The 22337-nt window shown below is 57.2% G+C and carries 19 protein-coding genes; 8 read left to right on the plus strand and 11 right to left on the minus strand.

Annotation, left to right across the window (positions count from 1 at the left end; all coding sequences use genetic code 11):
* Positions 1-48: 48 nt before the first annotated feature.
* Positions 49-1794, plus strand: coding sequence for a bifunctional metallophosphatase/5'-nucleotidase (locus tag J9777_RS10950; RefSeq protein ID WP_209348873.1), 1746 nt, complete (start codon positions 49-51; stop codon positions 1792-1794).
* Between the two features lie 23 nt (positions 1795-1817).
* Here the strand turns inward: J9777_RS10950 and J9777_RS10955 are convergent, their stop codons facing one another.
* From J9777_RS10955 to J9777_RS10985, 7 genes are all read right to left on the minus strand, one after another.
* Entirely contained in the window at positions 1818-2444 is a 627-nt protein-coding gene (locus tag J9777_RS10955; protein WP_209348874.1) for a TetR/AcrR family transcriptional regulator, read from the minus strand.
* A gap of 109 nt (positions 2445-2553) precedes the next feature.
* Complete coding sequence (locus J9777_RS10960) at positions 2554-3192, minus strand: 1-acyl-sn-glycerol-3-phosphate acyltransferase (RefSeq protein ID WP_209348875.1); 639 nt, start codon at positions 3190-3192, stop codon at positions 2554-2556.
* A 74-nt stretch (positions 3193-3266) separates the two neighbouring features.
* Entirely contained in the window at positions 3267-3800 is a 534-nt protein-coding gene (locus J9777_RS10965; protein ID WP_209348876.1) for a hypothetical protein, read from the minus strand.
* A gap of 63 nt (positions 3801-3863) precedes the next feature.
* On the minus strand, positions 3864-4358 hold the full coding sequence (locus J9777_RS10970) for a hypothetical protein (RefSeq protein WP_209348877.1): 495 nt from the start codon (positions 4356-4358) through the stop codon (positions 3864-3866).
* Complete coding sequence (locus J9777_RS10975; RefSeq protein ID WP_209348878.1) at positions 4355-5959, minus strand: carboxyl transferase domain-containing protein; 1605 nt, start codon at positions 5957-5959, stop codon at positions 4355-4357. Before J9777_RS10975 ends, J9777_RS10970 begins: the two co-directional genes overlap by 4 nt.
* Entirely contained in the window at positions 5956-6318 is a 363-nt protein-coding gene (locus tag J9777_RS10980; protein ID WP_209348879.1) for a hypothetical protein, read from the minus strand. The genes J9777_RS10975 and J9777_RS10980 overlap by 4 nt, the downstream gene beginning before the upstream one ends.
* Positions 6315-7481: an isovaleryl-CoA dehydrogenase gene (locus J9777_RS10985; RefSeq protein ID WP_209348880.1), complete on the minus strand. Its 1167-nt coding sequence runs from the start codon at positions 7479-7481 to the stop codon at positions 6315-6317. Before J9777_RS10985 ends, J9777_RS10980 begins: the two co-directional genes overlap by 4 nt.
* Before the next feature lie 155 nt (positions 7482-7636).
* Here J9777_RS10985 and J9777_RS10990 point away from each other — a divergent pair, with 155 nt between their 5' ends.
* The 3 genes from J9777_RS10990 to J9777_RS11000 all read left to right on the plus strand — a co-directional run bounded on the left by J9777_RS10990 (position 7637) and on the right by J9777_RS11000 (position 11476).
* A complete protein-coding gene (locus J9777_RS10990; RefSeq protein ID WP_209348881.1) occupies positions 7637-9145 on the plus strand; it encodes a PAS domain-containing protein in 1509 nt (502 codons plus the stop codon).
* Between the two features lie 82 nt (positions 9146-9227).
* A complete protein-coding gene (locus J9777_RS10995) occupies positions 9228-9947 on the plus strand; it encodes an ABC transporter ATP-binding protein (RefSeq protein WP_348632013.1) in 720 nt (239 codons plus the stop codon).
* Entirely contained in the window at positions 9944-11476 is a 1533-nt protein-coding gene (locus J9777_RS11000; protein ID WP_209348882.1) for an ABC transporter permease/substrate-binding protein, read from the plus strand. Before J9777_RS10995 ends, J9777_RS11000 begins: the two co-directional genes overlap by 4 nt.
* Here the strand turns inward: J9777_RS11000 and J9777_RS11005 are convergent.
* Positions 11473-12558: an SAM-dependent methyltransferase gene (locus tag J9777_RS11005; protein WP_209348883.1), complete on the minus strand. Its 1086-nt coding sequence runs from the start codon at positions 12556-12558 to the stop codon at positions 11473-11475. The two genes, J9777_RS11000 and J9777_RS11005, sit on opposite strands and share 4 nt — an antisense overlap.
* Entirely contained in the window at positions 12558-13481 is a 924-nt protein-coding gene (lgt, locus tag J9777_RS11010) for a prolipoprotein diacylglyceryl transferase (RefSeq protein ID WP_209349536.1), read from the minus strand. The genes J9777_RS11005 and lgt overlap by 1 nt, the downstream gene beginning before the upstream one ends.
* Positions 13482-13652: 171 nt before the next feature.
* Between lgt and J9777_RS11015 the strand changes: the two genes are divergently transcribed.
* The 3 genes from J9777_RS11015 (at position 13653) to J9777_RS11025 (ending at position 20531) form a co-directional block, all read left to right on the plus strand.
* Positions 13653-15353 carry a class I adenylate-forming enzyme family protein gene (locus tag J9777_RS11015; protein ID WP_209348884.1) on the plus strand — a complete coding sequence of 567 codons (1701 nt, stop codon included), beginning with the start codon at positions 13653-13655 and terminating at the stop codon, positions 15351-15353.
* A gap of 15 nt (positions 15354-15368) precedes the next feature.
* Positions 15369-18128: a [protein-PII] uridylyltransferase gene (locus tag J9777_RS11020; protein WP_209348885.1), complete on the plus strand. Its 2760-nt coding sequence runs from the start codon at positions 15369-15371 to the stop codon at positions 18126-18128.
* A gap of 72 nt (positions 18129-18200) precedes the next feature.
* Entirely contained in the window at positions 18201-20531 is a 2331-nt protein-coding gene (locus J9777_RS11025; protein WP_209348886.1) for a TonB-dependent receptor, read from the plus strand.
* Positions 20532-20593: 62 nt separating this feature from the next.
* Here J9777_RS11025 and J9777_RS11030 read toward each other — a convergent pair whose 3' ends face one another.
* Positions 20594-21061, minus strand: coding sequence for a hypothetical protein (locus J9777_RS11030; protein ID WP_209348887.1), 468 nt, complete (start codon positions 21059-21061; stop codon positions 20594-20596).
* Complete coding sequence (locus J9777_RS11035) at positions 21058-21744, minus strand: YggS family pyridoxal phosphate-dependent enzyme (RefSeq protein WP_209348888.1); 687 nt, start codon at positions 21742-21744, stop codon at positions 21058-21060. The genes J9777_RS11030 and J9777_RS11035 overlap by 4 nt, the downstream gene beginning before the upstream one ends.
* A gap of 22 nt (positions 21745-21766) precedes the next feature.
* On the opposite strand from J9777_RS11035, the gene J9777_RS11040 reads away from it, so the two are divergent.
* Entirely contained in the window at positions 21767-22324 is a 558-nt protein-coding gene (locus J9777_RS11040; protein ID WP_209348889.1) for a thiamine phosphate synthase, read from the plus strand.
* Positions 22325-22337: the final 13 nt, after the last annotated feature.

Below are 22337 nucleotides of genomic sequence, written 5' to 3' on the forward strand. Positions count from 1 at the left end.
CTGCGGCGCTATCTTTGCTCCGTCACAAAGGCACGCTAAGGCAGAGTGATGAACCGTTTGATCATGAGCTCGCTCGCGGCATTGTCCGTTTCTGCCTGTGCCACCATTCCTGACGCGCCCGCAGGAAGCGCGCAGGCCGCACCCATCACAATCAAAGTCATTGGGCTCAACGATTTTCACGGCAACATCGAGCCGATCCGCCGCCCGATTGGGGTGATGGACAATGCCGGCCAAACGCAGCGCGTATACGCTGCCGGTGCCGCCTATCTCGCCACCGCAGTCGAGCAATATCGGTCGCAGTCCGAATATAACGTTGTCATTGCAGCGGGTGATTTGATCGGCGGTAGCCCGCTGGTGTCCTCCATCTTCTTGGACGAACCCGCAATCGGCGCGATGAACCGCATCGGGCTGGACTTTAACGCAGTCGGCAATCACGAATTTGATCGCGGCTGGGAAGAGCTGAAGCGCATTCAGGAGGGCGGCTGCGAAAAGAATACGCTGCGCGAGCCATGCGCGGTGGAGAACCCCTATCCCGGCGCCGATTTCCGATTCCTCGCAGCCAATGTCGTCATGCCAGACGGTGACACTCTATTTCCCGGCTACGGCATCAAGCGCTTTGACATTGACGGGCAGGATGTTGCGGTCGGCATCATCGGGCTGACGCTGAAAGATACGCCGACACTAGTGACACCTAGTGGTGTCGCGGGATTGACCTTCACCGATGAAGCCAACGCGATCAACGCGCTGATCCCCGATCTGGAGAAGGCCGGTGCCGATGTGATTATCGTCTCGATCCACCAAGGGCTCTACACAGAGGTCGGCTATAACAACAAAAGTTGTGATGGTGTTTCGGGCCCGTTGCTGGATATTCTCGCGCAGCTCGATCCCAAGATCGATGTCGTGATCTCTGGCCACACGCATTTCGCCTATGTCTGCGATTATTCGGCGATTGATCCGAGCCGCAACTTTCTGGTGACCAGCGCCGGCTATGGCGGATCGATGCTGACCGATATTACGCTCACTGTCGATCCAAACACAGGCGATGTAACGGCAAAAACAGCAGACAACGTCGTGGTACAAAGCATTGGCACTGATCGCGAAGGCAATGTCGCCGCGCCGAGCCCCGAATACCAGCAATTCACTGCCAACCCCGAAATCGCCGCCTATGTCGCGCGCTATTCCGAAGCATCACGCGAAGCGGCGGCGCGGCCAATCGGCAAAATCTCTGGCGAGGCAAAAGACCCTGGTCCGTCGACCGAAGAAACTGCGCTCGGCAATCTGATCGCCGATGCGCAATTGTTCGGCACTCAGGAGGCCGGCGCGCAAATCGCCTTCATGAACAATTCGGGCGTTCGGACCGGTTTGGTACCTAACGATGACGGCACGATCACCTATGGTGACGCCTATGCAGTCCAGCCGTTCGGAAACACGCTGATCACCAAAAGCTTTACCGGTACGCAGTTACTGGCTTTGCTCGAACAGCAATTCGATGATGAGGGCTTCGTGCAGACATTCTCGCCGTCCAAGGGCTTTGCCTTGACCTACGATATGCGGCGCCCCGTGGGCTCGCGGGTCGTTTCGGTTGCGCTGAATGGCGAAGCGATTGATCCGGCTGCAACCTATCGCGTCACTATGAACAGCTTCCTCGCTGCCGGCGGAGATAGCTTTACCGTGTTCAATGAAGGTACCGATGTGGTCACCGGTCCGGTCGATCTGGATGCGATGGAAGCGTATTTACAGACCGCTGATGTGATGGAATTACCTGCGCTTGGCCGGATAATCGAAAACAAGTGAGCCGCAGCCGCCGGCTAGGTTGCTTAAGCCAGTTTTAGCCCAGCCACGCCGCGCGCGCTGCTCTCTTTGCCTGAAAGACCGGCGAACAATGTATCGATGATCGCGCCGAGCTTTTCTTCGGTCAGACGCTCGTCGAGCATCATCATGACCTGCGGCGATGTGTAGCAGATCACCATCTGGTTGATCAGCGACATTGCCTTGTCGATTTTGAGATTCGCGAAGAACCCTTCCGCCTGCGCCTCTGCCACCAGAATGCTCATATAATGATCGGCAAGATCGATATAGCCGCGCACTTGTTCCATGCGCGCCGTGCCCAGCTCTACATAGAGCGCGAATAATGCGGGGTCCTCGCGAAACCGCTCGCGTTCACGGGCGAAGCGGCGAGCGAAGAATTCGTAGAATTTGCGCTCGATCGGTAGATCAGATTCGACCACCTCTTCCATGATCGCGATGTCGGGTGCGTACCAATCTTCGAGAATGGCGTCGAACAGATCGGATTCTTCAGGAAACACCGCATCGATGCGAGAGCGCGACATTTGCGCTTCGGACGCCAAGGTCGTCTTGCCGACTTCTGCTCCACGGCGTTCGATCAAGTCCATCGCCAAGTGGACCAGACGTTTGCGGTCGCTTTGAAGATCCTCTTGCGTCATCGCACCTTCCCTGATCGACGTGATGCCGCTGATGGCGGCATCTGCTGCCACCTATGTAGGATATCGGTGCATGATCTTAAACCGCTTACGCGACGGGGTGCGATAAAATTTACGCCTTGGCGTCTTCAATCACCTTTTTTGCTTGTGCTTCCAGCACTTTATAGCGTTCGTAATTGGGCAGTTTGGATCGCAGAAAAGCGGCAATTTTGGCGAGGTCTTCGCCGTAATTGCCGGTCGGCACAATGGGCTCGCTGAAACCAAGCGTGTTGGTCGCGTTATCGACCCACGCTGCGACAATCGGCACTTTGGCCGCTGCGGCGATATTGTAAAAACCGGATTTCCAGCTGCCGTCGGTTGTCCGCGATCCCTCTGCGGCGATCACCAGCGCAAGCTCGTCGCGCTTGGCATATTCCTCTGCCACTTGCTCGACCACATTCATCCGCTTGGTCCGGTCAATCGGGATTCCGCCCATATCGAACATGAAGTTGCGCATGATGCCTTTGAACAAAGTATGCTTGCCCATGAAATTGGGCCGAACACCCTCTACTTCGGTGGCCCCCGCAAAGAACACAAAGTCCCAATTGGACGTGTGCGGCGCACCGGCGATGACATATTTCTTGATGTTTTTGGGCAGGCCGCCATCGATCTTCCAACCCTTAAGATTGTAAATCCAGATGATGATCCGGCGCACAATGCGCGAAAGCAGTGATGGCTTGCGATGGTTCGCACTGGCCGTGGCGTCAGTCATGATCTCTCCCTGTATAGGCTGACTAGCAGTTACGTTAGGGAATGCGAGAGGGATGCGGTGCAGCTTGTGGATTGCTAAAACGCGAAGCTCGGGAAATAGCGCTCGCCCAGAACCACAGCAGAATAGCCGATTGAGACGCCCGCCCACATCGCAAGATACCACGGCCAATCGGGCTTCTCCTCGCGCAATACTGCAATAAATATGCCGGCTAGAAGTCCGCACACCAGCGCCGGAAGCGTCCACATGCCGATGCCAAGCGTTGCGCTGACCCATGCCTCGTCATTGGGATGTGAAAGGCTGACAGCGGTGGCAATCGTCCGCATGATCATCGCGTTGAATATGATGATCGGCGCGAGCATGCCCAGCTTTGCGCGAGATAGATATGCGAGCAGCGAGAGAGCAATCGTAACAGCCGGCCCGGCCAGCGCGATGAGTATAGAATGCCTCAGAGGCACATCACCGCTGCCTCCTGACGAGTGGACCTTGTTGACCGTCATCAACACATCATAGCCGAGGCTTTTGGACATGAGTGCATGACCGAACTCGTGGAGGTACTGCATGATAAGGATGCAGATCACGAGTGTAGCGGCGGTTTTGATGTGGTGCATGGTGGACCTCCCTGATCTTAAGAAGGCGTCCTATGCAAGCAATACAGTCAAGCTAGGGTCGTCTCACCTGCGTTTACTCCGCTGCCAATCCTCATCATTACCGAAACGCTCGCTGCTTAATGATTCGATTTGAAAGAGACGCCACTGCCCCTGCCTACGGGCAACTAGAAACTTTGCTTCCCACTTGCTCCACATTCCGGAGAATTCATCATAATTGTAATAGCGGCGAGTGATGCCAGAGATTGTAAACTCATATCCTTGCCGCGTTTTAGTTGTCTTCCAACTATCAAACTTACTGCGATAAACGATGCCTAAACCGCCCAGATAATTGGAATTCAACTCACCAAACGTCCGGCATAAATGTCCTCCGTTGGCGCAACTCGTAACATCTGGTGTGCCATCCTCCCAAGTGACGGCTTCGAATAACTGAAAATCCTTGCGTTCAAACGCTGCATAATATGCACGGATTATCTGTTTCGCTGCATCTTCGTCGGACTGTTTGGCAGTGACGGCGCTCGGCAACAACAGAGCAAGGAAAATGATGGCGTATTTTATCACATCCTGAACACGCCAAAGCGCGGCCTCTCTTCAAACGGTGCCTCCAGCGTTGCGGCAAACGCCAGTCCGAGCACATCCCTCGTCTGTGCGGGGTCGATTACCCCATCATCCCATAGTCGCGCAGTGGCGTAGTATGGGTTGCCCTCATCCTCATATTTCTGGCGGATCGGGGCTTTGAATTCCTCGGCCTGTTCATCGGTCCAGCTTTCTGCATCGCGGTGGACGGTGGCGAGCACCGATGCGGCTTGTTCGCCGCCCATCACGCTGATGCGCGCATTGGGCCAAGTGAACAGGAAGCGTGGGCTATATGCCCGTCCGGCCATACCGTAATTGCCCGCGCCGAAGCTGCCGCCGATCACTACGGTGATCTTGGGCACTTGCGCGGTTGCGACCGCCGTCACCAGCTTCGCGCCATGTTTGGCGATGCCCTCCGCCTCGTACTTACCGCCAACCATAAAGCCGGAGATATTTTGCAGGAACAGCAGCGGAATACCGCGCTGCGCCGCCAGTTCGATAAAGTGTGCGCCCTTCTGCGCGCTTTCGGAAAACAGCACGCCATTATTGGCGAGGATCGCAACCGGCATGCCCCAAATATGCGCGAATCCGCACACCAGCGTGCTGCCATAATGCGCTTTGAACTCGTGGAACTCGGACCCGTCGACAATCCGCGCAATCACTTCCTTCACATCGTAAGGCGCGCGCACATCGTCAGGGATAATGGAGTAGAGTTCATCGGCATCAAACTTGGGCGAACGCGCGTCTTTCAGTTCAACCTTCGCGCCTTCATTTGCGCCCAGATGCGAAACGATATCGCGCACAATGGTCAGCGCATGTTCGTCATTCTCCGCTAGATGATCGACAACGCCCGATTTCTTCGCGTGAAGGTCACCGCCGCCCAAATCCTCGGCAGTGATTTCTTCACCCGTTGCGGCCTTCACCAGCGGCGGTCCGGCAAGGAAGATCGTGCCTTGCTCCCGGACAATCACCGTCTCGTCGGACATCGCCGGAACATAGGCACCGCCAGCGGTGCAGCTGCCCATAACACAAGCGATCTGCGGAATGCCGCGGGCCGACATATTGGCTTGGTTGAAGAAGATACGGCCAAAGTGATCGCGGTCAGGAAACACCTCTGCCTGATGCGGCAAATTCGCGCCGCCGCTATCGACCAGATAGACGCAGGGCAGATTGTTCTCCTGCGCAATTTCCTGCGCCCTGAGGTGCTTCTTCACCGTCATCGGATAGTAAGTGCCGCCCTTAACGGTAGCATCATTGCACACGATCATCGCCTGCCTGCCCGAAACACGGCCAATCCCCGCGATCATCCCGGCAGCGGCAATATCATCCTTGCCATACATCCCGTTGGCGGCGAGCTGTCCAACCTCAAGAAACGGCGAACCCGGATCAAGCAAACGCTCGACACGCTCACGCGGCAGCAGCTTGCCCCGCCCGACATGCCGCTCACGAGAGCCTTCCGAGCCGCCTAGCGCGGTCGTCGCCACCTTCTCGCGCAAATCATCCACCAAAGCGCGATTATGCGCGGCATTGGCTTTGGCTTCGGGGCTTTCGACATCAAGTTTCGAGGTAAGTACGGGTGCGGTCAACGAGTAGCTCCAATAATAGCCAAGGCACCAGCGATGCTCATGGGTATCCAACCGGGATGCGCAAAGCGCGACGTCACAATGTCCGCTAAGCCAAGCAATATCCAGAACACGCCGATCGCCAACACAAGCATCGGGGGTGTATCCGGCCACACGACTACGGCTGCGCTGAGAAGCATAAACGCCGAAAGTGAATGCCACAAATAGCGCAGCAATTCGGGGGCAATTGCCATGTCAGGATGCGGATTTCCGCGTGCGAGAATCGGACCAAGCACTGACGATGCGCCACCTGTCGAATGCAGCACAGCCACAATCACCATGATCGCTCCTGACAGCCACAGCCAAGCATTGGTACCGCTCACCCAGCCGCTCCAATCAATTCACGCCCAATCAGCATCCGGCGAATTTCATTCGTGCCCGCGCCAATGTCGAGCAGTTTTGCATCGCGCAGATAGCGCTCGACCGGCCAGTCTTTGGTATAGCCTGCACCGCCAAGAGCCTGCACTGCCTCGGCAGCAACTTTGAAGGCATTCTCCGACGCCAGAAGAATACAACCTGCCGCATCGAATCGCGTTGTCTGCTCCGCATCGCAGCTTTTCGCCACGGCATAGGTATAAGCCCGCGCCGATTGTAGCGCGACATACATGTCTGCCACTTTCGCCTGCATCAATTGGAAGGAACCAATGGGCTTGCCGAATTGCTTCCGCTCGCGGAGGTATGGAATAACCGTATCGAGACAGGCCTGCATAATGCCGAGCTGAAGACCTGCGAGCACAACGCGCTCATAATCAAGCCCGCTCATCAGCACGCCGACACCGCCATGTACGGGACCCATCACGTTTTCTTCGGGTACTTCGCAATCGTCGAACACCAGCTCTGCCGTAGGCGAGCCGCGCATGCCCATCTTGTCGATTTTCTGACCAATGCTGAAGCCAGGCATGTCTTTCTCAATCAGGAAAGCAGTGATGCCGCGGCTTCCCTGTTCGGGCGCGGTCTTGGCATAGACCACCAGCGTATCGGCACAGGTCGCATTGGTGATCCAGAACTTGGTGCCGTTGAGCACGTAGCCCCCTTGTACGGCATCTGCCTTCAGCTTCATTGAAACGACGTCCGAACCGGCGCTCGCCTCGCTCATCGCCAGCGAACCGACATGCTCTCCGCTGATGAGCTTGGGAAGATATTTGGCCTTCTGTTCCGGATTGCCCCAACGGCGGATTTGGTTGACGCACAAATTAGAGTGCGCGCCGTAGGACAGACCAATCGACGCACTCGCGCGGCTCACTTCCTCCACCGCAATCACATGCTCCAGATAGCCGAGGCCAAGGCCGCCATCTTCCTCATCCACCGTCAGGCCATGTAGGCCAAGCTCGCCCATTTGCGGCCATAGCTCTTTGGGGAACCAGTCTTCACGGTCCGCCTTCTCGGCCAAGGGCATGATCTGCTCATCGGCAAAGCGGGCAGTGGTATCGCGAATCATTTCTGCAGTTTCACCGAGTTGAAAGTCGAAATCGGGGGTCGCGCGCATGTAGAACTCCTTGTTGCAAAAGCGCATAGCTGAGCGCAGCCAAGCCCGCAAACGGGATTAAATCGAGTAGAATCAACGTAGCGGATAGCAGCGCCATCTGCGGTGCAAAACCGTTGATATACCTCACCTTTCGGCCTAATGTTGCGCGGGACGCAATGAAGTTAGACTATCTGAAACCTTGGCCAATCGGGACGCCACCAGAACCCGCGTTACGCGGCGATGACGCGCGTCTGGCAGTGCTAAAATCCTTCGATCTCGACGGATTGGAGAATGATCCGGAGCTGGCCCAGATCACACGGTTTGCGGCAGAACTCTGCGGCACGCCGATTGCCAGAGTCAGCCTGGTTGAAGATGTTCGCCAACGCTTCCTCACGCGCACCGGGCTTCCCGAGACCGAAACCCCGCGCAATCAATCGATCTGCGCGCATGCAATGCTTGAGGCCGAGCCACTGGTGGTTCCAGACTTGATCGAAGACGTGCGTTTCCAGGATTATCCACCGGTCGCGGGCGAACCGCACCTCCGCTTCTACGCAGGCGCCCCGCTGATATCGCATGAAGGCGCACCGCTTGGTTCGCTATGCGTGATCGACACCAAGCCGCGCCCCGAGGGGCTAAGTGATCTGCAGAAGAACGGACTGCAAGTGCTCGCTGCATCGGTTATGCGCCGCTTGCGGCATCGCCGTGAACATTTAGAGCAACGCGCCGAACTGCAGCAGAGCGAGCGCCGATTGCGCACGTTGATCGACAGCCTTCCCGATATTGCCTTCTCCATCCGCGCTGATGGATCATTCGATTACGTAAATGCGCAATTCGAGGAAGTTGTCGGTGTGGATTCGCCGCAACAGGCCGAAGATTGGCGCCCGGTCATCCATCCCGATGATCACGAGCCGCTGTTCACCGAATGGTACGACACCTTCGCCAAAGGCGAGCCGTTCGAAGGCGAGTTCCGGTTGAAGCAGCGCGACGGCTCTTACCGCTGGAGCCTGACCCGGGTGCTTCCGGTCGCCGGAGACAATGACGAAGGCCCGCGCTGGTTCGGTACGATTACCGACTTTGAGGAAGCCAAACGACAGGTGGAAGCACGCGAATTGCTCGCCAATGAGCTATCGCACCGGATCAAGAACATCTTCGCGGTAATTGGCGGGCTAATCCGGTTGAAAGGGCGCGATTATCCCGATGCGGAGCCGTTTTCCGAGGATATCAACGCTACCCTCGATACGCTCAACCGCGCGCATTCTTATGTGACGCACGAACGAGCAAATGAAGGCGATACGCTGCAGGGCCTGATTGCAAAACTGCTCGCTCCATATGGTGATCCCGCAGGTGGGCGTTTGTCACTAAGCGGTGAAGACCTGCCGGTGAGCAATCGATCCACGACCGCGCTGGCGTTGGTGTTTCATGAGCTGGCCACGAACTCGGCCAAATATGGCGCGTTCTCGGTTGCAGAAGGCTCGGTCGATATCGGAATCAAACAGGTCGATGGCTTGATTTCCATCCGCTGGCAGGAGGTTGGCGGACCTCCGCCGCAACAGGAACTTGGAACCGGCTTCGGCTCACGGCTGGTCGAACGGACCGTCAACGGGCAATTGCGCGGTGAACTAAACCGAGCGTTCGAGGAGACCGGCTTGGTCGCAGTCCTCACTGTACCGGCCGATGCGCTTTGACGTAGCAGTCTGCGCGCAATAGGGTCTGTCAGTGTCTAACGCCGCCTCTCCACCCGCACTGAGCTTCCGCGAAACACGCAAGATTTTTGGTGATGTTGTCGCAGTGGATTCGATATCGCTTGATATCGCCGATGGCAGCTTTGTGGCCTTGGTCGGCCAGTCCGGTTCGGGCAAATCAACCTTGCTCAAAACTATTAACCGGCTCGTTGAACCCGATGATGGTTCGGTGCTGCTCGATGGCGAAGATGTGCGGACCGCCTTCGCCCCCGAACTACGCCGGAAGATCGGCTATGTGTTTCAGGGCATCGGTCTGTTCCCGCATATGAGCGTAGCAGAAAATATCGGGATCGGTCCGAGAATCGCAGGCGGGAAACTTCCATCAGAACGGATCGTGGAACTGCTCGAAGGCGTAGATCTCAATCGAAGTTACGCCACCAGAATGCCGCACGAATTGTCCGGCGGTCAGCGGCAGAGGATTGGAGTGGCGCGCGCACTGGCCGCCGATCCGCATGTGCTTTTAATGGACGAACCCTTTGGGGCGCTCGATCCGATTACGCGCGATGCACTGGGCAATCGTGTGCGGGCACTGCACGAGCGATTGGGCCTGACGACCGTGATGGTCACGCATGATATGGCCGAAGCACTGCTGCTGGCGGACCGGGTATTGGTGATGGAGTCAGGCTGTATTGTAGCCGACAACACGCCGAAAGAACTGCTTGCTGGTGAAGGCGGGGAGATCGCGCAGGGGCTGGTCTCGGTTCCTCGCGATCAGGCCAAAGCGCTTGCGGGGCTGACCTCATGAGCGAAATTCTCGAAGCACTTCTTGGTCTGGGCGATAAGCTCGCGGCGCATGTTTTGCTTGCTGCATCTGCTCTGGCATTGGGAATCACCGTCGCTCTGCCACTGGCCGTCTGGGCGAGCCGGTCACCGCGCGTGGCCAAAGTGGTTTTGGGCTTTGCCAGCTTGGTACAAACAATCCCCGCGCTAGCCCTGCTCGCACTGTTTTTCCCGATCCTGCTGAGTCTGAGAGCGGTGTTTGGCGGAGGCTTGCCGACACTCGGATTCCTGCCTGCCCTGCTTGCTCTCGCGCTCTATGCCTTGCTGCCAATATTGCGCAATTCGGTCACCGCGCGCGAACATATGGCTGCTGGCGTGCTCGAAGCTGCGGACGGCGTGGGCATGACCGGATGGCAGAAGTTGCGTTTGGTCGAAGCGCCTTTGGCCGCGCCCTACATTATGGCCGGTATCCGCACGGCAGCCGTTTGGACTATTGGCGCGGCGACACTCTCGACGACTATTGGGCAACCAAGCCTAGGAGACCCGATCTTCGCCGGATTGCAGACGCAGAACTGGGCTTTGGTTTTGGCTGGCTGCATCGGATCGGCAGGTCTTGCCATTGTCGCTGACACATTGCTGGGTGCGGTCGAGCGTGGCTTTGCCGAACGCAAGCGTTTGCTAGTTTGGGGCGGCATTGCCATCGCTGCATTAGGCGTGGCGCTGTCGGCCTATTCGCTACGCTCGCAGGACGAGGACGCCATCGTCATCGGCGCCAAAAGCTTCTCCGAACAATATGTGCTCGCGCAATTGGTCGGGCAACGTTTGAAAGCGGCCGGGTACAACGTCGAATATCGTGACGGATTGGGATCGGCGGTGGTCCACAATGCCGTGACTACCAGCGAAATCGATATCTCATTCGACTACACCGGCACCGTCTGGACCAATCAGCTGAAGCGCGATGACAATCCCGGGCGCGAGGAAATCTATCAAACCATTGTCGATTGGGAGCGTGAGACAACGGGTACGCTGGTGCTTGGCAGGTTGGGTTTTGAAAACGCCTATGCGCTGGCCATGCGGCAAGACCGGGCGGCTGGACTGGGCATCGAAACGATGGACGATCTGGCGCGGCTTTCTCCGCAGCTAACGATTGGCGGCGATGTTGAATTCTTCGAGCGGCCCGAATGGATCGCAGTGCGCGACGCCTATGGCCTCAACTTCGCCCGTACCCGCAATTTCACCACGACTTTTATGTATGACGCGCTCACGGGCGGAGAGGCGGATGTGATCTCCGCCTATACGTCCGACGGACGCGTCGCGGCGGATAAGCTTGTCATAATCAACGACACCAAGGGCGCGTTTCCATCTTACGATGCCTTGGTGATGATCTCTCCGGAAAGTTCCAAGGATGCGAAACTGATCGCGGCATTGGAGCCATTGATCGGTGCAATCGATGTCGAGGCGATGCGCGAGGCAAACTTTGCGGTCGACCGGCTGGAGGGCAAGAAGAGCCCGCGTGATGCGGCGCGCGATTTGGCTGAAAAACTCGGCCTTTAGTCCTCGGTAAACCCGACCGCATCGGGCCAGTTCGGGCTAGCGAAGCCCATCGCTTTGAACAGCTGCCCCATCTGATCATCCGCGATCAACCGGTCGCAGGCTGCAGCGATCTCGTCAGCATATTGGGGAGCGCGTGCAGCGAGATTTTGCGCGCGGGTTTCGATACCCAAAGCTCTGAGCCAATCGCCTTGAGCTACTGTCCCCAAATGCCGCGCATCGCGCGAGATCGCGACTTTGGCCAGCGTGGCAAAATCGACATGCGCAGTTAGATCGGCCTTACCCGGCGTGGCAAACGGCTCGACCTTTTGGTGCGAGCGGACCGCCTGCAAAGTCGAGCCGAGCCGCATCGCATCATGGCCATAATCTACGATCAACGCGACGCCACCTTGATCGACCAACCGGCCCGCAATTTCATACATCACCGCCGCCGCGCCAGGGCAGGTCTCCAGAATGGCCCCCTCCGGCGCATCGCGCATATCTGCGGGGACCGCTGAATCCATTGGCTGCGCACCAGCAACGAAGACGAATTCGTCATCTTGCAAACCGACTTTGCGCTCTCGCCAGCTGCCCCCGCTGCGAACCAATTGGCGGATCGGCAGCGCATCCATGAACTCGTTCGCGATCAGCAATATCGGACCGTCCTGCGGGACGGTCGAGAGATCATTGTGCCAGATCGCGCCGGGCACTGTGGTAAGTTGAATATCCTTCAGCGCCTGCGAAGTTTCAACGAAATGAATGCGCGGTTCGAGACCGTATTTGCGCGCAGCCCTAAGCGCGTCTTTCGCCAAGGTCCCGCGACCAGGCCCAAGCTCCACATAATGGACATATTCTTCGCGTCCGCTGCGGATCCATACATCGGCCATCCAAAGTCCGATCAGCTCTCCGAACATCTGGCTGATTTCAGGCGCTGTGATAAAATCACCGCCCCCATCCTGACCACGGCCCAACGGATCCTTATCCGCGTAATAGCGCGTATTGCTCTCACCCATAAAATGCGTGAGCGAAATCGGGCCGGTATTACGGATCAGCCGGCGAAAACTATCCGCGAGACTGCCGGTTGGCTGGGGCACTTCTGCGTCCATCAGTCGTCCGAAGGGTTAGGCGCCCCGCTGGCAAGAGGGGGCTGGCGTAGCGACCAGATCGTAATGGCGAGCCCAAGCAGAATGAGCGGAATGGTCAGCCACTGCCCCATCGACAGGCCAGTATTCATGGCAAACTCTGTGAGGTGCGCATCGGGTTGGCGGAAATACTCAACGATGAAGCGGCCACCTGCAATGCCCATGGTGAACACACCGACCAACAGACCGGGGCGGTAACGCGACCGCGTTTTCCAGAACATGAAGAGCAGCAGGATCAGCAGCAGCAGGCCTTCGAGCATTGCTTCATAAAGCTGCGACGGATGACGCGGCGGGCCGGCAATGGTCACCCCATTGATGACTTCGGGGAAGCTCATCGCCCACGGGACATCGGTTGTCCGGCCCCACAATTCGCCATTCACGAAATTCGCCAACCGCCCGAGGAACATGCCCATCGGCACCGACACCGACACATAGTCCGCAACACGCAAGAATTTGAGATTGCCCTGACGGCTGACGAAGAAGATCGCCAGCAACACGCCAAGCAGACCGCCATGGAAACTCATCCCGCCATCCCACAGACGTAGCAGTTTCCAGCTAACAAAGCCGTCGCCATCGAAGCTGGTGAACAGCTCCGGCTGATAGAACATGGCATAGCCGAGCCGCCCGCCAAGGATCACACCCAGCGTTCCGTAGAAGAACAAATCATCGGCATGCCGCTGCGCCATCGGAGCGCCGGGCTGTTTGATCATCTTGGACAGATGCCAATAGAAAAACAGGATGCCGAGTAGATAAGCGAGCGAATAATAGCGCAGCGTAAAGAAGCCGAGATCGATGCCTTCCTTCAGGCCCAAATCAGCCCACTGGATGGCGGGCGCAGCCGCCGACAAAACAGCGCTGGACGCTGCAGCTTCAGACAATAGTGACAGCAAGTGTCTTACCCCCTAAGTAACCCTCGAAGATCAGATTCCGCGAGAGCAGGTTTCGCGCGGCTTCTGGCATAGGCAGGGTTTGAGGGGAACCCTGCGCTTCGCACAAATAAACGGTTGTCGGTTGCCGACAATCAGAAGACGTGAATATCGGAGAGGATAACACCACACATGCCTACAGAGCTCGATACTGCCCTCAATACGATCATAGAAGCTTTGATCGCACCCGGCCAACCGTTTGAAACGGTGGATCACGAGGATTTCGGCGTAACCATGCCTGCGTTCAAGAACGCGCCGCCCAGCCTGGCACATTATTTCGCGCATTATTGCAACGAACATAAAGACCTGACCTTTCTGGTCGATGGCGACATCCGGCTGACCTTTGGCGAAACCTATGCTGCTGCTGCGCAAGTCGCCGCCGGTCTGGCGCAAAACCATGGTGTGAAAAAAGGCGATCGGGTCGGTATCGCCGCACGCAATTCGGCCAACTGGATCATCTCTTACATGGGCATCATCATGTCGGGCGGTTGTGCGACATTGCTCAATGGCTTCTCGACCGGCTCCGAATTGGCTGACGCGATCAATCTTGCCGAATGCACTATCGTGCTGGCCGATGATGGCCGTGCGAAACGGCTTGAGGGGAATGATCACTGCGCCAAAGTCGTGCCGATCGGCCATGAAGGCCCTGCGTCAAGCGGACTCGCCTCAATCTGGGGAGAAGGCAACACTGCTATGGCGATGTTGGGCGAGCTTGGCCCCGATGATCTGGCGACTATTCTCTACACCTCGGGTTCAACAGGCGCATCTAAGGGAGCCTATTCCGATCACCGCGCCGTTATGGCGGGGACGATGAGCTATATCTCGCAAAGCGCGATGGCGAAGATCCTGCTGACGCAGCAAGGCAATGAGCCAACCGAGCAGCCCTGCGCCTTGATCGCAGTGCCATTGTTCCACGTCACCGGCGAAGTGCCACTGTTCCTGCAAAGCTACGGCATTGCTCGCAAGCTGGTAATGATGCCGAAATGGGATGCACTGCATGCACTGCAGCTTATGGAAGCAGAGAAAGTCAGCTATTTTGTCGGCGTTCCGCTGATGAGCTTCGAAATTGCCACGCACCCGGAACGTGAGAAGTTCGACCTGACCGCTTGTAAGAGCTTCGCTGCAGGCGGCGCACCACGCCCGACCGATCACGTCACCAAGATCAAAGAAGCCTTCCCCGAAGGCTTTCCGCTGCTTGGCTATGGCCTGACCGAAACCAATGGCGTGGGCTGCGGCAACTTCAATGAAAACTACATGGCCAAGCCAGGCAGCACCGGCAAAGCCAGCCGGCCAATTGTCGAAATCGCCATTCTGGACGATGACGGTAATCCCGTACCACAAGGCAGCATTGCCGAAGTCTGCTTCCGTACAGTCGCAAACTTCAAAGGCTATTGGCGCAATGAAGAAGCGACCAAAGCTGCTTTCACCGATGACGGTTTCTTCCGCACCGGTGATCTCGGCTATCTCGATGAAGACGAGTATCTGTTCATTGTCGACCGCAAGAAAGATATCATTATTCGCGGCGGTGAGAACATCACCTGCATCGAAGTCGAAGCCGGCATCTATGCGCATGAAGGCATCGCCGAATGCTCGGTATTTGGTGTTCCGGACGAGCGGATGGGTGAAGTTCCAGCAGCCGTCTATCACATGAAGGAAGGACACTCGATGACGCCCGAGCAAGTCCGCGAATTCATGCTGGAGAAGCTTGCGCCGTTCAAAGTACCGCTGCCCGAACATATCTGGCAGGCGGACAAGCCACTGCCACGTCTCGGCACGCAGAAGATCGACAAGCGCACTGTACGCACTATGTTTGCAAGCGAGCTTCTCGACTAACCGGCAGGATATCATTTGAACCAGGTAAAGATCCCCAAACAGCGCCAGATTATCGACCGCAGGGCGCTGAGCGGGGAGATTTCCACGCTCGTCAGCGAGAAGGGTAAGGATGCCCGGCTCGATATCATCGCATTGCTGCGCGGTGCGCTGGATGACGGGCGAGCGGAATTGGCCAAGCGGCTGACTGCGAAGCCAGCCGCCGGGCATGAATGCTCGGGCGGGCAAGCGTTCCTGATCGACCAAATCGTCCGACTATTGCACGATCACGTGATTACCGATGTCTATCCGTCGGGCAGTCGTTCAACCAGCGAGCGGCTCGCGATCATGGCAGTCGGCGGATATGGCCGCGCGGAAATGGCGCCGCATTCGGATGTCGATATCGCTTTCCTCACACCATCTCGGCGGACGCCGTGGTGCGAGCAAGTGATCGAAGCGATGCTCTATTTCCTGTGGGATCTGGGGCTCAAGGTCGGGCAATCGAGCCGCACGCTCGATGAGATGGTCAAGATGGCCAAGGAAGACCTAACCATCCGTACTGCCCTGCTGGAAGGGCGTTACGTGTGGGGCGACCGCGAACTATATGACGAGGCCAGCCGCCGCTTCTACAAGGAAGTGGTCCACGGCAGCGAGCGCGAATATGTCTCCGAAAAACTGGAAGAACGCAACGCGCGGCACAAGCGGATGGGTGACAGTCGCTATGTGGTGGAGCCCAATGTCAAAGATGGCAAAGGCGGTTTGCGCGATCTGCACACGCTCTATTGGATCGGCAAATATATCAACAAGGTCCGCAGCGCCGCTGACCTGATCGAGGTCGGCCTATTGACCAAAGCCGAATATCGATCCTTCCGCCGCGCAGAAGGCTTTATGCTGGCGGTGCGGTGCCATTTGCACATGATCACTGGCCGCGCCGAAGACAGACTGACTTTCGATCTGCAGCGCGAAGTCGCCTCGCGAATGAATTTCACTGATCGACCGGGCAAGAGCGCGGTCGAGCGGTTCATGCAGTTCTACTTCATTCAGGCCAAGCGCGTCGGCAGCCTGACCGGAGTATTCCTCGCGCATATTGACGAACAATTCGCGCAGCGCCGGGCACGCACAGGCTTCTTCGCTGGCTTCACAGCGCGGGCAAGAACGCACAAAGGCTACCGTGTTGCAGCCGGCAAGATTGCTGCGCCGACCAAGGATTGGTTCCAGCAAGACCCTGTCCGCCTGATCGAAGTCTTCCAGATTGCCGAAGAAGAAGGGCTGGAAATCCACCCGGACACTATGCGGCAGGCCGATCGCGATTCTGGCCTAATCAAAGCGCCTATTCGTAAAGACCCGCGCGCTAATGCGCTGTTCCTGGATTTGCTCGCCGGTCAGAATGATCCGGAAATGGTGCTGCGCTGGATGAACGAGGCAGGCGTCTTCGGAAAATTCGTGCCCGATTTCGGCAAAGTCAATTCGCAGATGCAGTTTGACATGTATCATCATTATACGGTCGACGAGCATACTATCCGCGCGATTGGTCTGCTCAGCCGGATCGAAAAGGGCGAACTGACCGACGATCACCCGCGCTCGGCTAAGCTGATCCACCGGATCAATTCGCGCCGTGCGATCTATGTCGCAGTATTGCTTCACGATATCGCCAAAGGTCGCGGCGGCGATCACTCCATTCTCGGCGCAGAAGTCGCAATGAAGCTATGCCCGCGTTTCGGGCTGAGCGAACAGGAAACCGCGTTGGTTGCATGGCTGGTCAAAGGCCATTTGTTGATGAGCGCAACCGCCTTCAAGCGCGATCTGACCGATCCGAAAACTATCGAGGATTTCGTCGGTCAAGTGCAAAGTCTGGAACGCCTGCGCAACCTTATGATCCTGACTGCGGTCGATATTCGCGCGGTTGGTCCGGGCACATGGAACAGCTGGAAAGGCCAACTCCTCGGTGAACTCTATGACAGTGCGCAAGAACGACTGCGTCTGGGTCACGTCAAGCATGGCCGCCAAGACCGCGTCGCGGCGAAGAAAGAGCTGGTGCTAGAGGAACTCGGCGGCAAGAAATCGCTGCTTAGCGAGCAGGACGAAATGTTCACCGACTCCTATTGGATCGCTGAGCCGGAAGACGTGATCGCGCGCAATATCGTCCAATATTCGGTGGCGAGGGAACGGGAAGAGCAGCTTTCGATCCACTGCGAATTCTACGAAGCGCGCGGCGCTACTTTGGTTAGCGTCATCGCCGCTGACCATCCCGGGCTGTTCTACCGGATCGCGGGCGGCATCCATCTGGCCGGGGCCAACATTATCGATGCGCGCATTCACACCACTCGCAACGGTTGGGCGGTCGACAATTTTCTGGTGCAGGACCCGATGGGCAATCCGTTCCACGAAGAGCAACAGCTCGCCCGCATTGAGAAAGCCATCGGTGATGCGCTGGCGAACCGGATCGAACTCGCTCCACAATTGGCGAAGCGCCCGCTGCCGATCAGCCGGTCCAAGGCATTCAAAGTCCGTCACCGCGTAATTTTCGACAACAAAGCGTCGAACAAATTTACCGTGATCGAAGTGAATGCGCGCGACCGTCCGGCACTGCTCAACCGGCTCGCGCGGGCTTTGTTCGAAAGCCAGTTGATCGTCCATTCGGCACACATCACCGCCTATGGTGAGCGCGCTGCGGATACGTTCTATGTCACCGATCTGCTGGGCGCGAAAATCACCGCGCCCGACCGTTTGGAAGTGATCGAGAAAGCCTTGCTCGACGCAGCGAGCGACCAACGCCAAGCGGAAATGGAAAACGCTTAGTCGGATTGGTGTTGCTTCTCGCAAGCGAACGCTTAGAGGGTCCGGCCAACGGTTCAACTCTGGGAGAAAACCATGAACACCCCCCTTACTTTCGCCCGCCGCACTTCTCTACGTACGCTGGCTCTCGCTGGCTCGGCTTTGGCACTTTTGCCGCAAACCGCTCTTGCTCAGGATGCTGACGAAGAGCAACAATCCGAAGAAGGCGGCAACGCGCTCGACAGCTTCGACGTTATCGTCGTGACTGGCACCAAAACAAAAGATGCCGAGAACGTGCAAGATGTTCCTGGCGCGGTGACTGCCTTTAACACGGAAAGCCTTGAGGCGCTCAAAGTGCGCGATGTGCAGTCGCTGACTTACGCGGCACCAAACGTTTCGCTCGACCAGATCGGCACCAGCCGCGGTACAGCGAATTTCTCTATCCGCGGTCTCGGCATTAACTCGTCGATCCCGTCAATTGACCCGACAGTCGGCGTGTTCGTCGACGGCGTCTATCTCGGCTTTAACGGCGGTGTTGTGTTCGACCTGTTCGACCTGGACAGCGTGGAAATCCTGCGCGGTCCGCAGGGCGTGCTGTTCGGCCGCAACGTGACCGGCGGTGCAGTGCTGATCAATACCGGCAATCCGACCGAAGAGTTCGAAGGTAAATTCCGCGCTGCGGTTGACGGTCCGTTCGTCGATGGCGGACGCGGCGGTGCCAATTACACCGTGAGCGGCGTAGTTTCAGGCCCGATTGTTGAAGACACTCTGCTGTTCAAAGTCGGCGCGTATTACAACAAGGATGAGGGTTACTTTAACAACCTCTTCAACAACACCAATCACGGTAAAGCCGAAACCAAGATTTTCCGCGGCGCGCTGGAAGGCCGCTTCGGCGATCTGACCGTTACCGGCAAGCTCGACTATTTTGAAAGCGACGGCGATGGCCCATCGGGCCAGAACCGTGGCACATTTGACCGCAACACTTTCGACTTCTCAATCGACAATGACGGTTTTTACGCCAACGAAATCTGGACCGGCAGCGTAACCGCCGAACTCGATATCGGCCCTGGCACGCTGACCAACGTGTTCGGTTACCGCGAATATTCAGCGCAGACCGATGGTGATATCGATTCGCTTCCAGCGTTTCTGTTCCACTCGTTTACGGAAACCGAGCAAGAGCAGATCTCGAACGAGCTTCGCTATGCGATGAGCTTCGATGGTCTCGAACTGACTGTGGGCGGCTTCTATTTCGACCAATCGATTGCCTATACCGAACAGCGCGACCTTCCACCGCTGAGCGCGCTGACATTCTATGGTGGCGGCCAGCAGGATCACGAAGTCATCGGGGCATTTGCCAATGCGCAATTCTATCTGACGGATAGTTTGAGTGTTATCGGCGGCATCCGTTGGTCGCGTGAGGAAAAGGACGCTGGCGTCACCTATGTCCGTCCGCGTCCTGCGTGTTCGGTTGTTCAAGGCACCTGCCCGACCACCGGCACCAACCCGTTTATCCCGACGGAGAATAACGGCTTTACCGACAGCAACAGCTGGTCCAACTGGTCGCCAAAACTTGGCCTGCAATATGAATTTGCCAACAGTCAGGTCTACGCCCACTGGACACGCGGTTATCGCTCCGGCGGTTATAACTTCCGTATTACCAATGCCGGCGTATTCGAAAACGTTGTGGTCCCGGCAACCGGCGGCAACTTCTCGTTCGATGAAGAGAAAGTCGACAATTACGAGATCGGCGGTAAATTCCAGACTGATGACCGCTCGTTCACTCTGAATGCAGCCGCTTACATCACCAAGATCAGCAATATGCAGCGCGAGGTAAACCAGTCTTCGCCAACCGCAGGTGTATCGCAGTTCATTCTCAACACGGCCGATGCGACGATCTTTGGTGTCGAGGCAGAAGCACGGATGCGCGTATCGGACGGCTTGCTGTTCACAGCCAACATTGGCCTTATCGACGCCGATTATGACGAAGTACGCTTCGACATTTCGGGCGATGGTGTGATCGACGGCGCAGATCTGGCTCTGTCGCTTCCGCGTGTGCCAGAGATCACTGCAGGCGTCGGCGCACTGCATGAGCTTGACCTTGGTGCAAGCTCAATCGTCAGCCGCGTCAACCTGCAATATCGTGACGAGTTCGCATATACCGACAACAACTTCGGTTTCATTCAGGACATCACCAGCCTTGAAGCGAACGTCACTTGGAACACACCTGTCGAAGGACTCGCTTTGTCGATCTATGGCAAGAACCTGCTCGACGGAGTGCAAGCTGGCGGTGATACACAGCTGCCATTTGGCACAGGTGCATTCTCTAACGGCGTAAACCGTCCGTTCGATCCATCGCCAGCTGCAGGCACGCTTTCGCCGCTTGCAAAAGGCCGCCAGATCGGTGCGGAAATGACGTTCGAATTCTAATCCGAACGATCACAAAATTATGAAAGGGGCGCTCCGACGGGGCGCTCCTTTTTTGTTGGTCGTCAGTCTTCTGCCATCAGCAACAACAGCGCAATCTTCCGATCATCGAAACCGATGAAAGCCCATTCGAAGGTTGCTGTCGAGATCGGGTTCCAACCCATATCCAGCCGATTGGTCAGAATTGTGCGGCGGGACTGCTTAAAGCTGCCAATAAAGTCGCCGTAGCATTGCGCCGCCTGACGTTCGCCCAGCCACTCAGTGGATGAGAACACCATGTTGTTACTGAGCGCGTCGCAAAATGCAGCGAGCGCAGATCGCGGCTCATCGCTGTCAGCAGCGTCATCAAGCATTTCCCAGTTTACGCCGATAGGCGAAAGGCCGAGCGATGCCACAAAGCCGTCAGCGAGTTCGGTATGCGTGCCCAGCGGAGCTTCCAACATCCGCGCTTCGAACAGCACATCGGCCTGGCTTTCCAGCGGTTCGCGCCAAGCCGCGATAAACCGGTTTAGTTGCTCTAGTTCGGCGCTCACTCGTCGACTGACTCTCGGGCACCAAACAGCGCGGTGCCGACCCGAATATGCGTTGCGCCTTGCATAATCGCAGTCTCGTAATCGCTGCTCATACCCATGCTCAATCCAGCTTCGGGGCCATCCAGACCGTTATCACGGGCCAGCTTGTCCAGAAACGCGAAGAACGGGGCGGCTTCAATATCGGCAGGCGGAATGCACATCAGGCCGGCAATCGGAACATCCTTCGCGCGGACGGCCTCCAGAAACACAGGCAATTCGCCAATCGGGCACCCACCCTTCTGATCCTCATCGCCGATATTGACCTGCACAAAACACGGCACACGCTTGCCTGCCTTATCCATCGCCTTTGCCAATGACTTGAGCAGACTTGGCCGATCTAGCGAATGGATCACATCGAACAGCGCAACCGCATCATCCGCCTTGTTGGATTGTAACTGGCCAATCAGATGCAATTCGGCATCGGGATAGGCGTCTCGCAAAGCGGGCCATTTTCCCTGCGCTTCCTGCACACGGTTCTCGCCGAAGACGCGCTGGCCTTGCTCCAGCAGAGGTTCAATCCGTTCTGCCGGATGCGTCTTGCTGACGGCGACCAGCGTGATTTCATCCGCTTCACGGCGAGCGATCCTGCACGCTTTCGCGATCGTTTGATTGACGTTGTCCAAAGGAGTTGCTGCACTATCCATATCGCGCCGCTATAACGCCCACGTGCAGCAAGACCAGACCTGTCCTGACCCCGACCGCAAGGCGTTGCCCGATCTATGGCTACTCAGCGACGCGCGAAATGATGCGGTGCTGGAAGATGCACTGGCCAAGCTGCCGCGCGGATCGGGCTTTATCTACCGGCACTATCACCTTGGAGGACCCGAACGTCGCAAACGTTATGCGGCGCTCGCAGAGGTGGCGCGCAAACATAGCCATTTGGTCATTCTCTCGGACTCGCCAGTGAAGGCGAAGCAATGGAAGGCCGATGGGGTCTACGGAGCATCACAGCGAATGCCCACGGACGACCGCCTTCTGAAACTCATCGCGGCGCATGATTGGAAGGAAATCGTTGCGGCAGATCGTGCTGGTGCCGACGCAATCCTGCTCTCGCCCGTTTTTGCGACCCGCTCTCATGCCGAAGCAAAACCGCTCGGCTCTCTCCGTTTTCGTATGCTTGCGAACAAGGCCAAGGCCCCCATTATCGCGCTCGGCGGAATGACTCGGCAGAATGCCCAGCGGCTGAATTGGCCGCGATGGGCCGCGATCGATGGGCTTTCCTGACATCTGGCCTGAC

It is taken from the genome of Pontixanthobacter sp. CEM42, from assembly GCF_017812015.1.
Taxonomy (GTDB): Bacteria; Pseudomonadota; Alphaproteobacteria; order Sphingomonadales; family Sphingomonadaceae; genus Pontixanthobacter.

What these genes read in the sequence shown, in the direction of transcription:
- J9777_RS10950 (WP_209348873.1), top strand. Translation starts at nt 49, where the DNA reads ATGAACCGTTTGATCATGAGCTCGCTCGCGGCATTGTCCGTTTCTGCC.
- J9777_RS10955 (WP_209348874.1), bottom strand. Translation starts at nt 2,444, where the DNA reads ATGACGCAAGAGGATCTTCAAAGCGACCGCAAACGTCTGGTCCACTTG.
- J9777_RS10960 (WP_209348875.1), bottom strand. Translation starts at nt 3,192, where the DNA reads ATGACTGACGCCACGGCCAGTGCGAACCATCGCAAGCCATCACTGCTT.
- J9777_RS10965 (WP_209348876.1), bottom strand. Translation starts at nt 3,800, where the DNA reads ATGCACCACATCAAAACCGCCGCTACACTCGTGATCTGCATCCTTATC.
- J9777_RS10985 (WP_209348880.1), bottom strand. Translation starts at nt 7,481, where the DNA reads ATGCGCGCGACCCCCGATTTCGACTTTCAACTCGGTGAAACTGCAGAA.
- J9777_RS10990 (WP_209348881.1), top strand. Translation starts at nt 7,637, where the DNA reads ATGAAGTTAGACTATCTGAAACCTTGGCCAATCGGGACGCCACCAGAA.
- J9777_RS11000 (WP_209348882.1), top strand. Translation starts at nt 9,944, where the DNA reads ATGAGCGAAATTCTCGAAGCACTTCTTGGTCTGGGCGATAAGCTCGCG.
- J9777_RS11005 (WP_209348883.1), bottom strand. Translation starts at nt 12,558, where the DNA reads ATGGACGCAGAAGTGCCCCAGCCAACCGGCAGTCTCGCGGATAGTTTT.
- J9777_RS11015 (WP_209348884.1), top strand. Translation starts at nt 13,653, where the DNA reads ATGCCTACAGAGCTCGATACTGCCCTCAATACGATCATAGAAGCTTTG.
- J9777_RS11025 (WP_209348886.1), top strand. Translation starts at nt 18,201, where the DNA reads ATGAACACCCCCCTTACTTTCGCCCGCCGCACTTCTCTACGTACGCTG.
- J9777_RS11035 (WP_209348888.1), bottom strand. Translation starts at nt 21,744, where the DNA reads ATGGATAGTGCAGCAACTCCTTTGGACAACGTCAATCAAACGATCGCG.